Origin of the sequence: Compostibacter hankyongensis (assembly GCF_039541075.1) — a bacterium.
GTDB lineage: Bacteria > Bacteroidota > Bacteroidia > Chitinophagales > Chitinophagaceae > Compostibacter > Compostibacter hankyongensis.
This window is the reverse complement of the sequence record NZ_BAABFN010000001.1, coordinates 125,049-140,247: the sequence shown is the minus strand read 5'-3', so window position 1 is coordinate 140,247 and position 15,199 is coordinate 125,049. Positions and strand designations below refer to the sequence as shown.

General features: G+C 51.6%; 7 protein-coding genes. 4 read left to right on the top strand and 3 right to left on the bottom strand.

All coding sequences use genetic code 11. The features are described from left to right. The first annotated feature begins 24 nt into the window (after positions 1 to 24). The 4 genes from ABD851_RS00530 to ABD851_RS00515 all read left to right on the top strand — a co-directional run bounded on the left by ABD851_RS00530 (position 25) and on the right by ABD851_RS00515 (position 9,984). Positions 25 to 2,451 carry an ABC transporter permease gene (locus tag ABD851_RS00530; RefSeq protein ID WP_344973643.1) on the top strand — a complete coding sequence of 809 codons (2,427 nt, stop codon included), beginning with the start codon at positions 25 to 27 and terminating at the stop codon, positions 2,449 to 2,451. Between the two features lie 202 nt (positions 2,452 to 2,653). Next, a complete protein-coding gene (locus ABD851_RS00525) occupies positions 2,654 to 5,029 on the top strand; it encodes an ABC transporter permease (RefSeq protein WP_344973640.1) in 2,376 nt (791 codons plus the stop codon). An 81-nt stretch (positions 5,030 to 5,110) separates the two neighbouring features. Further along, the gene (locus tag ABD851_RS00520) at positions 5,111 to 7,561 is read left to right on the top strand and encodes an ABC transporter permease (protein ID WP_344973637.1); all 2,451 of its coding nucleotides are present in this window, start codon (positions 5,111 to 5,113) and stop codon (positions 7,559 to 7,561) included. Between the two features lie 50 nt (positions 7,562 to 7,611). After that, positions 7,612 to 9,984 carry an ABC transporter permease gene (locus ABD851_RS00515; protein ID WP_344973634.1) on the top strand — a complete coding sequence of 791 codons (2,373 nt, stop codon included), beginning with the start codon at positions 7,612 to 7,614 and terminating at the stop codon, positions 9,982 to 9,984. A gap of 690 nt (positions 9,985 to 10,674) precedes the next feature. On the opposite strand, the gene ABD851_RS00510 is transcribed toward ABD851_RS00515, so the two are convergent. The 3 genes from ABD851_RS00510 to ABD851_RS00500 form a co-directional block, all read right to left on the bottom strand. Beyond that, positions 10,675 to 12,255 carry a hypothetical protein gene (locus tag ABD851_RS00510; RefSeq protein ID WP_344973631.1) on the bottom strand — a complete coding sequence of 527 codons (1,581 nt, stop codon included), beginning with the start codon at positions 12,253 to 12,255 and terminating at the stop codon, positions 10,675 to 10,677. Beyond that, a complete protein-coding gene (locus ABD851_RS00505; protein WP_344973628.1) occupies positions 12,252 to 14,546 on the bottom strand; it encodes a TonB-dependent receptor in 2,295 nt (764 codons plus the stop codon). Before ABD851_RS00505 ends, ABD851_RS00510 begins: the two co-directional genes overlap by 4 nt. Positions 14,547 to 14,790: 244 nt before the next feature. Then, a complete protein-coding gene (locus ABD851_RS00500) occupies positions 14,791 to 15,159 on the bottom strand; it encodes a hypothetical protein (RefSeq protein ID WP_344973625.1) in 369 nt (122 codons plus the stop codon). Between the last annotated feature and the right edge of the window lie 40 nt (positions 15,160 to 15,199).

Here is a 15,199-nt window from a genome sequence, read left to right as displayed (position 1 = left end):
GAAAGAAATTAAAGGGAACACACTATGATTTTACACTACTTAAAGATCGCCTGGCGGAACATGCGGAAGCAACGCATGTATGCGGTTGTTAATATTATCGGCTTTGCTATCGGTATTGCCGCCTGTATGTTGATTGCTTTATATGTGGGCAATGAATTAAGCTATGATAGGGACAATCCGAACAAGGACCGTATATTCCGGGTGGTTGGTGAATTTAAATTGGATGGGGAAATCCAAAGCGGTCTCGGATTCCCTGCCCCTATGGCCAAAGCGCTCCAGAATGATTTTCCGGAGGTGGAAAAAGCAGGCCGTATCATGAGCAACCAGTTGTTCGGCGGGGCCAACAACCAAATCAGAAGGGAGGATCAGGCTGATAACACCTATGAAACGGGATTTTGCTTTGCCGATACGACCATGCTGGATATGCTGAATGTCCGGATGATCTATGGCGACAGGACGCATGCGCTTTCGGAACCGTATTCCGTGGTGCTTTGTAAAAGTATGGCCGATAAATACTTTCCTCATCAGAACCCGGTCGGCAAAACCATGATCTTTAATGATCAGATTCCTGTAATGGTAGGCGGGGTGATGCAGGACTTTCCGCCTAACTCTCACCTGCAGTACCGCGGATTCATTTCGTTGTCGGGAATGAGCTTTGGCGATAACGAGCAGCAGAACTGGGTCCAGAGCAATTATGTTATTTACCTGCAGCTTAAGCCTCACGTGGATATTGATGTCTTTAATAAAAAGATCACAACCGACATTATTGACAAATACATTATTCCCGCCCGAAAGGCGGCCGGCCGTAAGAACGTTGAAAAGGTCTGGAAAAAAGTTTCGTTGTATTTGCAGCCGCTATCCGATATTCACCTGCATTCCTATAACATTGAAGATGGCAGCGTGAAATACGGAGATATTCGGTTTGTATATCTGTTCGTCGCCATTGCCGTTTTTATTCTGGTCCTGGCCTGCATCAATTTCTTAAATATGGCCACGGCGCGTTCTGCCAACCGGGCCAAAGAGGTAGGACTGCGGAAGGTGGTCGGTTCAAGCCGGGGCGGTCTTATCCGGCAGTTCCTGGCAGAATCCATGCTGTACAGCTTTCTTTCGTTTCTGATTGCTATTGTTATTTCAGTTTTCACTTTACCCTGGTTCAGCCGGGTAGCAGGCGTAGCGCTTTCCATGCCCTGGCATACCTGGTGGTTTATGCCGTCATTGGTGGCGGCCGTTTTTGTTACTGGTCTGATAGCCGGTCTGTACCCTGCATTCTATTTATCCGGTTTCAAGCCGGTGAGCACGCTGAAAGGCAACTTAGCGCTGGGGAGCAGGAATACAGGGCTGCGCAGCACACTGGTGGTTTTCCAGTTTACCATTTCGATCATCCTGTTGATCGGGACCATGATCATTTACCGGCAGATGCAATATATACTCAATTCGAATGCCGGATTTAATAAAGACCAGGTAATGCTGATTGAAGGCGCTGATGCCCTGCGTAACCAGACCCTGTCATTCAAAAACGAGCTGCAGAAGCTGCCTGTTGTAAAGCATATAAGTGTAAGCGACTTTATCCCGGTTTCTTCGACCGGTTCAAAAAGGAACGGCAATACCTTTTGGGAAGAGGGTAAGGATGAATCTACAATTGTAGGGCAGCGTTGGGTAGTAGATGAAAATTACGTTTCCACATTCGGCATGCATATTATAGCGGGAAGGAACTTTTCTCCGTCGATGAAGACGGATAGTTCAGGGGCCGTCATCAACAAGGCATTTGCGCAGCAACTGGGTGGGGGAGATGTGATTGGAAAACGGATCACCAACGGGGGAATGCACATGACGGTCATCGGGGTAGTGGACAACTTCTATTTCGAAAGTCTGAAGCAACGGGTGGATCCTTTGTGCATGGTATTGGGCAACAGCAACAGCATTATTTCGGTAAAGATAAACGCTGCAAATACGAAAGCGGCAATTGCCGCTTTCGAAAAGGTATGGAAGGGTTTCCTGCCTCATCAGCAGATGCGTTATGATTTTCTCGATCAGAGTTATGCGACGATGTACGCCGATGTGCAGCGCATGCAGTACATCTTTACCGGTTTTGCCATTCTGGCCGTTATTGTAGCCTGTCTGGGTCTGTTTGCCCTGGCGGCCTTTATGGCGGAACAGCGAAGCAAGGAAATAAGCATCCGGAAAGTGCTGGGCGCATCCGGAGCCCATCTTTTCAGCCTGCTCACGGGAAATTTCCTGAGGCTTATCCTGATTTCATTATGCATTGCCGCCCCGGTTGCCTGGCTGCTCATGAATAAATGGCTTCAGGACTATGCATACAGGATAAGGATAACCTGGGATGTATTTGCCCTGGCCGGGGTGATGGTTTTTGCTGTGGCCATAATAACTATCTGCTGGCAGGCCATAAGAGCGGTGGTCTCCAACCCGGTTACGGCCTTGCGGGGTGAATAGCAGACACGCCGACTTACCGCGGCCTGTATCAAAACCGGACATCGGCTGTATCAAAACCGGACAGGTGTGGGTTTATCAATGTGCATATCCTATTGTTTTACAATAAGGTAATACATTGGCATACTTCTTTGAGCCAATTCCGGGGATGATTTTGCGCGGCGGAGGACCATATCATATTTAAGGATTCCTGTAAAAGAAGAACATGTTTGGCAATTATCTCAAAACAGCCTGGCGCAGCCTCCGGAGGAGTAAGAGCTTTTCCTTTATCAATATCGGCGGGCTGGCCATTGGTATGGCGGCAACGGTTTTTATATTGCTCTGGGTGCGGAACGAACTGACATTTGACCGGTACTATCCGGATACGGACCGGTTGTACCAGGTATTTAACCGCCAGACTTCCAATGGGGAAACCCATGCCTGGAGCAGTTCTCCGGGCCCGATGGCTCCTGCGCTGAAAAGCGACTACCCCGAAGTGGAGGGTGCCGTGAGAACGATGGGGGCCGGCTTCCTGCTGGAAGCGCAGGATAAAAAGCTGAAGGCGGGCGGGATGTTCGTAGATCCAGGGTTTATTTCCATGTTCTCCTTTCCCATGACAGCAGGTAAGGCCGGTTTGGCGCTGGATAATATCGATCATATCGTGATCACGGAAACGTTAGCCAAGAAATTATTTGGCAACGGAACGGCAGTGGGGCAACGGATCAGGCTGGCCAACCGCGACGACTTCATGGTATCCGGCGTCTTAAAAGACCTTCCGTCCAATACACGATTCCAATTCGAATATCTGTTGCCCTGGTCTTACAGCGAAAAGATATACGGAAAAGAAGATAGCTGGACCGCAAACAATGTGAGGACCTATGTGCTGTTGAAGAAAGGCGCGTCACTGGAGCAGCTGAGCAGGAAGATAAAGGATATTACGGTGACCCGGGGCGGTCTCAAAGGGGTACAGCTGACCCAGTTTCTCTATCCGGCGCGGAGATGGCATCTGTATGAAAAAGAAGAAAACGGCCAGATGGTCGGCGGTACGATCGAAAAAGTAAAATTGTTTTGTATTATCGCCGGATTCATTTTATTGATCGCCTGCATCAATTTTATGAATCTCAGCACGGCCCGAAGCGAGAAAAGAGCCCGGGAGGTAGGAATAAGAAAAGTGGCCGGCGCCCCCAAAAGCGTGCTGATCGTTCAGTTTATGACGGAGGGCTTGCTGTTGTCGGGGATTGCCGGTGTTATTGCCTTTCTGCTGGTATGGTTTTTACTGCCGGCTTATAATAAGCTCTTAGGGATGAGGTTGTCCCTCAATATGGGGGGAGCGGGCTTTCTTGTTTCCCTGTTGGGGCTGATCCTGGTGACCGGCCTGCTGGCCGGCAGCTATCCCGCTTTTTTCCTGTCTTCTTTTTCTCCTACAAAGGTGCTGAAGGGGACTTTCAGGGGAACGGGAAAGCTGATCACGCCCAGAAAAGCGCTGGTGGTGGTGCAGTTTACCTTTGCCATTGCCCTGATCGTCTCTACCGGCATTGTTTACCGGCAGATAAAATACGTACAGGACCGGGATGCCGGCTATGACCGGGATCAGCTCCTGTATTCTTCCCTGGAAGGAAAGAGCGGACAAAATTTTGAGCTGATCAAACGCGACCTGCTCAGCAGCGGGAGTGTGACCTCGGTTACCAAATCTATGGGCCCGGTAACCGACTGGACCAGCAACATGTGGGGCTATGAATGGAACGGTAGCACCCGGGAAGAAGCGCAGCTCAGTTTTGATGTATTCAGCACCGACGCAGACTTTGCCAGGACCATGGGGACAAAGATCATCAAAGGGCGGGATATTGATGTGCACAGCTATCCCACGGACAGCACAGCGATACTGTTAAATGAGACGGCGGTAAAGGTCATGCATTTAAAGGACCCGATCGGGCAGACGGTAAAAAGAATTGGCGAGGAAAACTGGCATGTCGTGGGCGTCGTGAAGGATTTTATCGTCGGCTCCCCCTATGATGATATTCCCCCGATGATCATTATGGGACCATCCTCGGAATGGTCCTGGTTCAATGCCATGCATTACCGGCTGAATCCGTCCCGGCCGGTAAAGGAAAACCTGTCGGAGATCGAACGGATCTTTAAAAAATACAACCCGGAATATCCGTTCGAATACCACTTCACGGATGAATCCTATGCAGCGAAGTTCAGGACGGAGCAAACTACCGGCGCACTGGCTATTTTGTTCTCGGTCCTTGCCATATTTATCTCCTGTTTGGGATTATTTGGTCTTGCCGCATATATGGCGGAGACCCGCATAAAAGAAATCGGTGTGCGAAAAGTATTGGGCGCATCCGTAGCCAACATCACTGTGCTGCTTTCACGGGATTTTTTGAAGCTGGTGCTCGTTTCCATTATCATTGCCTCCCCGGTCGCCTGGTGGGTAATGCATCAATGGCTGCAGAGCTTTACTTACCGTGAGCAGATCAGCTTATGGATTTTTATAGTATCGGGAGCCGCAGCTATCACCATTGCGCTGGCCACCGTAGGCTTCCAGTCCGTCAAAGCTGCCACCGCCAACCCGGTGAAAAGCCTGCGGGCGGAGTGATCATGACGGCATAGGAGATCAGGAATCTCATGTAGGAAAGACAGCGGCGTAAAGAGAAGGAGATCTAATAAATTTGAAGACATGCTTAAATACTATTTCAAAACGGCGTTAAGGGTATTTACCCGGAACAAAGCATTTGCCCTGATCAATGTATTGGGGCTATCCGTCGGCATCAGCGCTGCGCTGGTGATATTCCTGATCGTCCACTACGAATTCAGCTTTGACCGTTTTGAAAAAGATGCGGACAGGATTTACCGCATTGTGCTGGATGCAAGATTCAACGACGCAGACGGCCACTCTGCTGCCGTACCTGCTCCGCTGAGCGGCGCGGTGGAACGTGAAGTGACGGGAATAGACGCAACCGTTCCGGTGATGCAGTTCCAGGGCGATGCCACAACGCAGGTAACCGTGGAAACGCCTGCCGGTAAGCCCCGGATTTACAAAAAGCAATCGGATGTCGTATTTACCAACAGCGGATATTTTAAGCTGCTGCCGTTTCAATGGATAGCCGGCTCGCCGGCGACGGCCATGAAGGACCCTTTTACCGTAGTGCTGACGGAAAGCAGAAGCCGCCGTTACTTTCCTGGTATGGCAGCGAGGGATGTTGTGGGCCGGCGGCTTACCTGTAATGACATTACCCTGACCGTCTCTGGTATTGTGAAAGATCTGCATGAGCATACGGCATTCACTGCGGAGGCATTTATTTCCTACTCCACTATCGCGCAAACCAGCCTGAAGGATCAGTTCATGATGGATGTGTGGAACGACTGGATGATCTACTCGCAGTTGTATGTAAAAATAGCGGAGGGCAGCACACCCGGGAATGTCGAAACGCAGTTAAAAACCCTTTTGTCGAAGTACAACAAAGATGTAAATAAGGACCGGTATCATACTATGTCTTTTCGTCTTCAGCCGCTGAACGATATACATTTTAATCCCTGGTACCCGACCCTTGGCTCCCGCATTGTCCACAAGCCCACCCTGTATGGGCTGCTGGCCATTGCCGCCTTCCTGCTGTTGCTGGGGAGTATCAATTTTATCAATCTTACTACAGCATATGCTTCGCAGCGGGCGAGGGAAATCGGCATCCGGAAAACGATGGGCAGCTCAAAAGCAAACCTGATCGTCCAGTTCCTTGGAGAGACCGTTCTTATCACCACCCTGGCGGCGCTTGTTTCAGTAGCGCTGACGCCCCTGTTGCTCAGGATGTTCAGGGATTTTATTCCCCCCGGGCTGCACTTTGATCTGCTGCACCAGTCATCCCTGATTATCTTTTTGTTGTTGCTGATCGTCGCGGTGAGCTTCCTTTCAGGACTATATCCCGCCTTCGTATTGTCAGGTTACCGGCCTGCACGGGTCTTAAAAAACCAGGCTTTTGCCGACAAGGCACAGACCCGGAATGCCTGGGTCCGGAAAACGCTGACCGTATCGCAGTTTGTCATTGCGCAGTTCTTTGTCATGGCAACGCTGATGGTCGGCAAGCAGATCAGGTTTTCGCTGAATACGGACATGGGCTTCAACAAGGAGGCGGTTATTAATTTTAATATACCCCGGGATACTGTCGCCGGACGGGAAAAGCTGTTGCTGAACGAAATAGCCTCCATTCCCGGCGTGGCCCTGGCCAGTACCGGTTTTTTTGCGCCGGCAGACAAGGGTGTTGCATTTGTCAATATAGCTTACCATACCGGCAAGGAAGAGATCAAGCCCAACGCCCAGATCCGGTGGGGAGACAGCAACTACCTGAAGCTTTACCAGATAAAGATTATCGCAGGCAGGAACGTACTGCCGGAAGAAGGCGTAAAAGAGTTTCTTGTAAATGAAAGCTTTGCCCATGCGATCGGTTTTACGAAAGCCGGAGATGCCGTGGGCCGGGAATTGCAATGGAACGGTAAAAACGTCCCCATTGTCGGCATCATGAAGGACTTTCACGATCAATCCACGCATGCCCGGATCAGCCCGATGGTATTTGAGCATAACAATGGATCCACTTTCCATGTGAAGCTGGCGCCGGATAATGCCGGCGGTGCGCAGTGGACGGCTGTCATTGCCGGCATACGAAAGCAATATAAGCAGCTGTACCCGGATGAGGAATTTAATTACGGCTTCCTGGACGATACCATTGCCGCTTTCTATGAAAGAGAACAGCAGACGGCCCGCCTGCTGGGATGGGCTACCGCGCTGGCAATCCTTATCAGCTGCCTGGGCCTGCTGGGCCTGGTCATCTATACCACGGGTCTGCGGAGCAAAGAGATCGGTATCCGGAAAGTGCTGGGCGCCACCGTTTCCCAGATCGTTACGGTATTGTCGAAAGATTTTTTACGGCTGGTCCTGATCGCCTTTGTGCTGGCCGCGCCGGTCGCCTGGTGGGCCATACACCGATGGCTGGAAGATTACTCCTACCGGACGAGCCTCAGCTGGTGGGTATTTGCACTGAGCGGGCTGGGGATGATGCTGATAGCGCTGGTCACGATGGGCTTACAGACGGTCCGGGCCGCTACGGCCAACCCGGTGAAGAGCCTGAGGACGGAGTAAATACCCTCCGGCCGCTAAAGGGAGCGGAAGTGAAAATTAAATTAAGCAATATGCTCAGGAATTATCTTTTAAGTGCCTGGAGAGCACTGAGAATGAGCCGCGGATATGCTGCGATCAATATCGCCGGCCTGTCCGTAGGGATGGCCGGCGCTATGTTGATCTTTGTCTGGCTGCAGCACGAGGTGGGGGTCGACCGGTTCCATAAAAAAGGAGCACGGCTGTATCAGGTATATGGTTTGCATAAGCTGAACGGCGAGATCAGAACCAACACCAACACCCCGGAGCCCATGGCTCCGGCCCTGAAACTCGAATTCCCGGAGATAGAGGCCAGCAGCCGGTATTCATCGCTCTCCATGGTCTTTCGCGTAGGCAATTCCTTGTTCCCTGAATCAGCGGCATTTGTTGATAAGGATTTTTTTTCCATGTTCAGCTTTCCGTTTGTTATTGGAAACGCCCGCACTGCCTTCCGTCAGCCCAATTCTGTGGTCCTCACGCAGGCTGTAGCGGAAAAGCTGTTTGGTTCTGCAGAGCGGGCGATGGGCGAAACGCTTGTCATCAACAATGAACAACGGTCGGCCGCCATAGTCACGGGGATCCTCCGGGATTTGCCGGCAAATACCCGGTTCACGGCAGATGCTGTTTTCGGCTGGAAGATGTATGAAATGATGGGATACAAGGATGAGTCTCCTCATGCCTGGACGAACAGTATGACAACCACTTTTGTGTTGCTGAAGCCGGGGGTGGATCTTGCTGCGGTTAACCATAAAATAAAAGATATCACACACAGAAAAGATCCGATGGCACAGTCAAAAATGTTTTTGTATCCTTCCTCGAAGTGGTATTTATATAACAAATTTGAGAACGGTAAGGTCGCCGGTGGTCGCATTGACCGTATTTATATGTTTTCGGCCATTGCTGTTTTTATCCTGCTTATCGCCTGTATCAATTTTATGAACCTGAGTACTGCCCGAAGCGAAAAGCGGGCCCGGGAGGTCGGCGTCCGGAAGGTGGCCGGAGCCAGCCGTAGCGTCCTGACCGGACAGTTTATTTTTGAGTCCATACTGCTGGCTTTCCTGTCCGGCATTATTGCCTTATTGCTGGTTTCGGCCGTCATAAAGCCTTTTGAGGATGTATTGGGACAGCGGCTGCGGATCCCGTACAACGACCCCTGGCTGTGGATCGCTTTTATAGGATTTATATTGTTTACCGGCGTATTGGCCGGAAGCTATCCGGCTTTTTTCCTCTCCTCCTTCCGGCCGGTAAAAGTGCTGAAGGGCTCCTATATCCCTTCTCTCGGGAAATTCAATCCACGCAAAGCACTGGTTGTATTGCAGTTCACTTTTGCCATCGGTCTTATCGCCTGTACACTGGTCGTCAGACAACAGGTAAAGTATGCACAGCGCCGCGACCTGGGATACCGGAAGGATCAGCTGGTTTCGATACCGCTCAATAATCTTACTCCTCCCAAAGCCGAGCTGATCCGCAGAGAAATTTTGGCGGCAGGCATAGCTACCTCGGTAACCAAGACGATGTTTCCCATGACGTATAGCTATAACAGTTCGTCGGGCATCGACTGGGAGGGAAAGCAGCCCAATGCCCAGATTTCTTTTAACCGATATGCGGTAGACGCGGATTGGGTGAAAACGACAGGAGTGCAACTGGTAGCTGGGCGGGATATTGATATTTATAAGTTTCCAACCGACTCTACGGCCATGCTGCTGAACGAATCGGCAGTCAGGGCCATGGGATTTGAAGATCCTGTCGGAAAAAAGGTTGAAGACAACGGCATATCCTGGACCGTAGTAGGCGCGGTAAAGAACTTTGTTTTTAACTCTCCTTATGATAAGGTGGTTCCCATGATCATTGAGGGGCCTAAGTCCTATTTTACGATGATGACCATGCGGCTTAACAGTAAAAGGAAAATGTCAGGGAATATTGCCGCGCTGGAATCCCTTTTTAAAAGGGATGACCCTGAAGATCTGTTTACCTATACATTTGCCGATGAGGGCTATGCTGTCAAGTTCGAGGGTGAAAAGCGGACCGCAGTGCTTACCGCTATTTTTTCTACGCTGGCCATCTTCATTTCATGCCTGGGGCTGTTCGGTCTGGCGGCATATATGACCGAGCGACGCAGCAAGGAAATAGGCGTCCGGAAGGTCCTTGGCGCTTCTGTCGGCAGTATCTTGAAGCTGATTTCATCGGAATTCATAAAGCTCGTCGGTATTTCGTTCCTTATCGCCACACCCCTGTCCTATTATATCATGACGCGCTGGCTGGAAGGCTTTAATTACCGCAAGGACATCGGCTGGGCAGTGTTTGCCGTAACAGGAATACTTGCCCTGGCGGTAGCCGCATGTACGGTCAGTTTCCAGGCCATCAGGGCAGCAACTGCCAACCCGGTGAAAAGTTTGCGCACCGAATGAGGCGAAAATTGAAAGGTAAAAGGCATTTTGAAGTTTAACGTTCAAGGTCTAACGCTCTATTCCAGACAAATCAACTTTAGACCTTAGACTATTGAAACCTCAAAGCCGGAATTGTTAGTGTTAATACAAGTTTAGATTTTGGTTAATGAATCGGGGGGATGTCTATCCTCCCTTTTCGCTTTTAGGAAGATATGACAACAGCCGGTGTTTCAGAAGTAGGATTATAACCTTTTCAGGAAAAATATTGGTTCAGTCCTTAACTGATGATCTCAATTTCAGGAATCTGGATAAAATCTTTCTGGTTAAATGTGGAGTGTATAAGAGGGGTTTGTTAAAATTGAATATGCGGGCTGATAATAAACTTTTGTCCAGCGCATATATCAGAACATTCGTGTCCACAAGGACACTATTCATCGTAGGCGAAGTTTCGAATATTTATAAGGTCGGCTTTGCCTCCAAGATCAACGCTTCCCAGATGCCGCCATTTTTTCTCTTTGACAGCTGGCGTTAATTCCCGGATCACAATCTCTACCTTTTTCCCCAACAGGGCTTTTGCCTGCCTGCCAAGTTTCAGCACATCGGACGTCAGTCTCCTTCTGATTGTAATAGCGGACATAAAAGAGTTGTCATAAAGGTACGAAAAAAGTAAACATGGCCGCGTAGCAGAAAAGCCCCCATCGCTAAGAGCAGCTACCTGGCCTGCTTTAAGCGGCCCCGCCACTTAAAATACAAGATCAGTCCCGTGAGGACCATCAGGACCTGGGCCGCCGCCCAGAACATCGTGCTGGCGTCCTTGACCCGCTTTCCTGCCCAGCCGAGGAATTCGTGCTTGTGCAGTAACGCAAAGCTGTAGTCCTCGAGGATGTTCAGATCGTTCACCCGTTTGGATAAACGCCCCGTCGCCGTTTCCACATAATACCGTTCGTGATGATGGTCGGCAAAGGCCACTTTCCAGACCGGCAGCCGCTTGTCCGCAAAGTTGTATTCATTGGTAAAGGCGGTGACGGGCGTAGCGGAAAGAATGTTCTTTTTGTCATGGCCGCTGAACAGGCAGGCCAGGTACCCGGCGTAACGACGCTCGCCGCCGCGCAGCACGGAATGGTCTGCCGTACTGATATAGGTAATCTCCGGAAGCGGCGCTGCTTCGGATTTCATCAGGTCCTTGCTGCCGGTGATGGTACGGCCTGCCGGCAGCGAAACTACCCTCCAGAAGCTGCTGCCGGAATCCAGCCTGACGAGACTTACATCGGTTATAGGGTCCTGCACGGCTGATTGCAGCGCCCGGAAATCGAAGTCCATGGCTCCGGTAGTATATTGATGGCGTACGAAAAAAGAATCCGTATTATCGTCCTTGAGCTTGGAAAGCGCATGATATCCCCCGCTGAACGTGAACATGAGGGTAAACAGGGATACGGTAACGGCGACGTAGCGGTGTGTCCGCCGCGACTTTACAAAGCCGTTCCCTTTTGCTTTTTTACTGCGGGTGCCGAAAAAGATGCAGAGGCCCAGCAGGGTAGTGATAAAGGCAAGAAATACCAGCAGAAACTCCACCACAAGCTTTCCTTTTCCCAGGAAATCCAGCCAGCTGTAGGTATGCAGGAAAGTGAAAATACGGTTGAACGCCGCCCTCCGGTCGTCTATGGCGAAAGCGAACCGGTCCTGGGTTGTCTCCACATAGATACGGATACCGTCCGGCCGCTCGAAAGAGACCCGGTATACCGGCAGCAGCCGGTTGATATAGCCGTATTCGTTATCGAACCGGGTTACCCGCAGCGCGCTTGTTACCAGAGCCGCCGCCGTGTCATTCAGCACGCAGGCGGTGGCGCCGTCGCAACAGTCCATCGGACCGGCAGTGGTGACGGATGGCAGCTTTTTCCCGGCGCCTGTGGGATCTTCCTGGCCGTTAAGAAATTGCCGGGCCAGGTACTGTGCATACAGCCAGTCTCCGTCGCTCAGCACATGGCCGTTCTCCGTGCTCAGGTAAACCGGAACCGCATCCCCTGTTCGCTGTACCTGGTAAAACCAGTTGTCCGCGATATGGATCAATCTGAAATTCTGAAAAGCGGCTATGTGGTTTTGGGCCAATGCCCCCTGCAGCGGGATCCGCAGCTTGCTGCTGTCCACCGGAACGGGCTGCAGACCCTGGGTGGCGATATGCGGCCGGATATTGGTCATGAGCGGATGCATGAACCCGCTGGAGGCGGATATCAGCACCGGCAGGGCAATGATCAGGGACAAGGTCCGGTGCCATTTATAAAGCCGCTTTTTCATGGTTTTCCAAAATGATAGGCCACTCCGATGTTTAAGGCAAAGGGGTCGCCCAGGTTATAGCTGTAGCCATACGCCGATTTGGTGGCAATGGTAGCATAATATTTATTCAGCAGGTTCAGCGCATGGGTCCAGACCTCGAAATGCCCGGTAGTATAGCCGGCCCGCAGATTGATCACGTTGAAGCCGTTGTAGCGGCCGCTGTTGGCATTGTCCATGTAATATTTCCCGAGGCGCTGCCATTCCAGGCTGAGATGCAGCCCCTTGACAAATGCGGGCTTCCACGAGGCCTCGGCATTGGCGATGAATGCCGGTGCGGCGCTCATCCGGTTACCGCTGTAATCCACGTTTCCGCTTGCCCCCTTTTCAATGTCCTTCACAAGCGTATGCCGGGCGTTGGTGGCGCTGAGCCGGAAGGACCACTGGGACGAAGGGCGATAGTTCAGACCATATTCGATGCCGGCATGCCGGGTTTTGCCGGCATTCTGGTTTTGTGTGGTACCGTCGTCCTGCTTTACCGAAATGATCTCATTGGTACCGTTGAGGAGGTAAAGGCTCCAGTCTGCATACAGCTTATGATCCGCCAGCGAAAGCCAGCCGCCGATCTCATAGTTGAAAAAGGTTTGCGGCTTCAGGAACGGTACCTTTACCTTGTTGAAAAGCTCCGTGACCTGGGGGGGAACATATCCCTGGCTGTAGTTGCCATAAAAGCCGACGTCATGATAGTTGTAGGTAAAGCCGACCTTGGGCGTCAGGCGGCCAAAGGTGCGCAGTGTGGAAGGAGATCCGCTGGACGCCGAAGGAGGCAGGTGATTTCTGAAATTATAGCGATAGCGATCATAACGCAGTCCGCCGACCAGCTTCAGACCCGGCATCGGGCTCATCTCATATTGCGTATAGGCGGCGAGGTTATTGATGCCGGTTGCGTAGTCGCTCAGGGAGGAGTCGGTATGGTCATAGGCAATATAGTTCCCCTCATGATCCCGTTGTATCCGGATGTATCGGGCAGTATAGGTGCTGGGGCTGATATCAGCGCTGAGACCGGCGATCAGCCGGCTGTTGAGCCAGCTGAACCGCTGCTGGTGCTGGGCGATCAGCAGATAGCTGCTGAATGCATTTTCATTGATCTGTCCGTTGGCCAGCAGGGCATTGGCAGGATCGTCCGTGATATAATAGGAAGGGTTTTGCCCGGTGGAATTGTTGCGATAGAGCACCGACAGCTGGGTCTGGCTGCGGCTGTTCCATTGAGTGGTCAGGCGCGAGCGGGCCCGCAGGGCCTTTACTTTCCGGTAGGTGAAGGAATAAGGTGATGTGTAATCCTTCCGGGCGAACTGCAGGCTGTCCAGCGCACCGGTCATGTCGCTGTAATAGTCGATATAGGTAACGCTGTTGCTCCAGGTAGTTCTGTCGCTGGCTTTATAGTCCGCCCTTACGGTCAGCGCCGTTTTGTGAAAATCGCTATAGTCGATCGGACCGTCATGACGGTTGGCATAGTAGCCGCTTATCACCAGGCCCCATTTCCCCAGCGTGGTGCCGGCGCTTATATCGGCCCTTTTATAGCCGGTATTGTTGAGCTGCAGGCTTGCTGTTCCCGAAGATACGGCAGGAGGAGATATGGTAATGACATTCACTGCACCGCCGATGGCTTCCGCGCCATAAAGGGACGAGGCGGGGCCCCGGATAATTTCTATCCGTTGGGTAGCGGCCATATTCATCTCCAACAGGGCATTGTGATTGTAGATGCCTGATGTACGGATGGGAATACCGTCTTCGAGGTACAGGAAGAGGCTTCTTGTGCCCAGGGGCTGGCGGATGCTCATCTCGTGCTGTTCGTTGCCGAGGTTTACCATGAATACCCCCGTCGCTTTATTTAACAGCTGATCCAGGCGGGTGGCCCGGGTATCCTTGATGGTCTGCGCATCGATGGTGCTGATGGCGGCGGGTACTTCGCTGCGCCGCTGTGCGGTGCGGCTTCCGCTCACGACAATCTCCAGTAATTTATTGTCGCGTTTATCCAGGGCAATGGCCTTTCCTGCCGTTGCCGCTACGATGCGGGTGCCGTAATTAAGCGAAGAAACGACCAGGGAGTCTCCGGTCTGTACGGAAAGGGTAAAACGTCCGGTGGCATCGGTAAGGGTGCCGATGGTGCCGTCTTGTATGCGCACCGAGGCCCTTGCGACCGCTTCCTTCGTCGTACGGTCATATACTTTACCCTTTAACAGCGTCTGTGAACCGGCAGTTTGCCAAAAACCGGCACAGAGCAGAAAAAGGGATATAGGAAAATAGTATTTCACAACATCCTGTTTACAGATTAAATAAGAAATCGTTCCGGATGCCGGACGGTTCCTCGTCACGGGGGCATCAGACGGGAATGGTATGGCTGACAGTGCAGCCAGATCCGGCAGCATAGTCGCATCGGCCGGCCGCGGCTGTTTTATCCAGCCGGGCTGTCTTCTTTCTTCCGGCAGTTAAGAACAGAACTTCTCCTGCATCGAAAAGAAGGCGTTGGCGAAGCAAAGTCCGCGGAAGGCGGAAAGATCAGGAACAGGGCGGGTGAAAGATTTCCGAGGGGCGTTGTACGGGTTGCCAATTTCCGGTCATCGCATAGGAAGCCGGGCCGGAAGGGGGAACCGGGGTAAACAGCGGCGGGTTATCCTGCCGGAAGAGCAGGATTCCGGCGGAGGTTTTGCCTTGTTCACCGAGACTGTTGGAGGAAGCTTCGTGGTCCTTCAGCTTCTTGTTGAGCACTGTTTCTCCGCCGCAATACACGATATCGCCTTTGGCAAAAGGCAGGTGATCGTTGGAGACATAAAACTTTTGTACGCGGAAAGACAGGATATCCATGACCTGGCTAAAGCCGGTAAACAATATGGAGAAGGTCAGTATATAAAGCAGGACGTTCCTCACGGTCGTGGAGTGACGGGGACAAAGATAGGACAAAAAAGTT

Coding starts and splice junctions, on each gene's coding strand:
- ABD851_RS00530 (WP_344973643.1), top strand. CDS start 25: ATGATTTTACACTACTTAAAGATCGCCTGGCGGAACATGCGGAAGCAA.
- ABD851_RS00525 (WP_344973640.1), top strand. CDS start 2,654: ATGTTTGGCAATTATCTCAAAACAGCCTGGCGCAGCCTCCGGAGGAGT.
- ABD851_RS00520 (WP_344973637.1), top strand. CDS start 5,111: ATGCTTAAATACTATTTCAAAACGGCGTTAAGGGTATTTACCCGGAAC.
- ABD851_RS00515 (WP_344973634.1), top strand. CDS start 7,612: ATGCTCAGGAATTATCTTTTAAGTGCCTGGAGAGCACTGAGAATGAGC.
- ABD851_RS00510 (WP_344973631.1), bottom strand. CDS start 12,255: ATGAAAAAGCGGCTTTATAAATGGCACCGGACCTTGTCCCTGATCATT.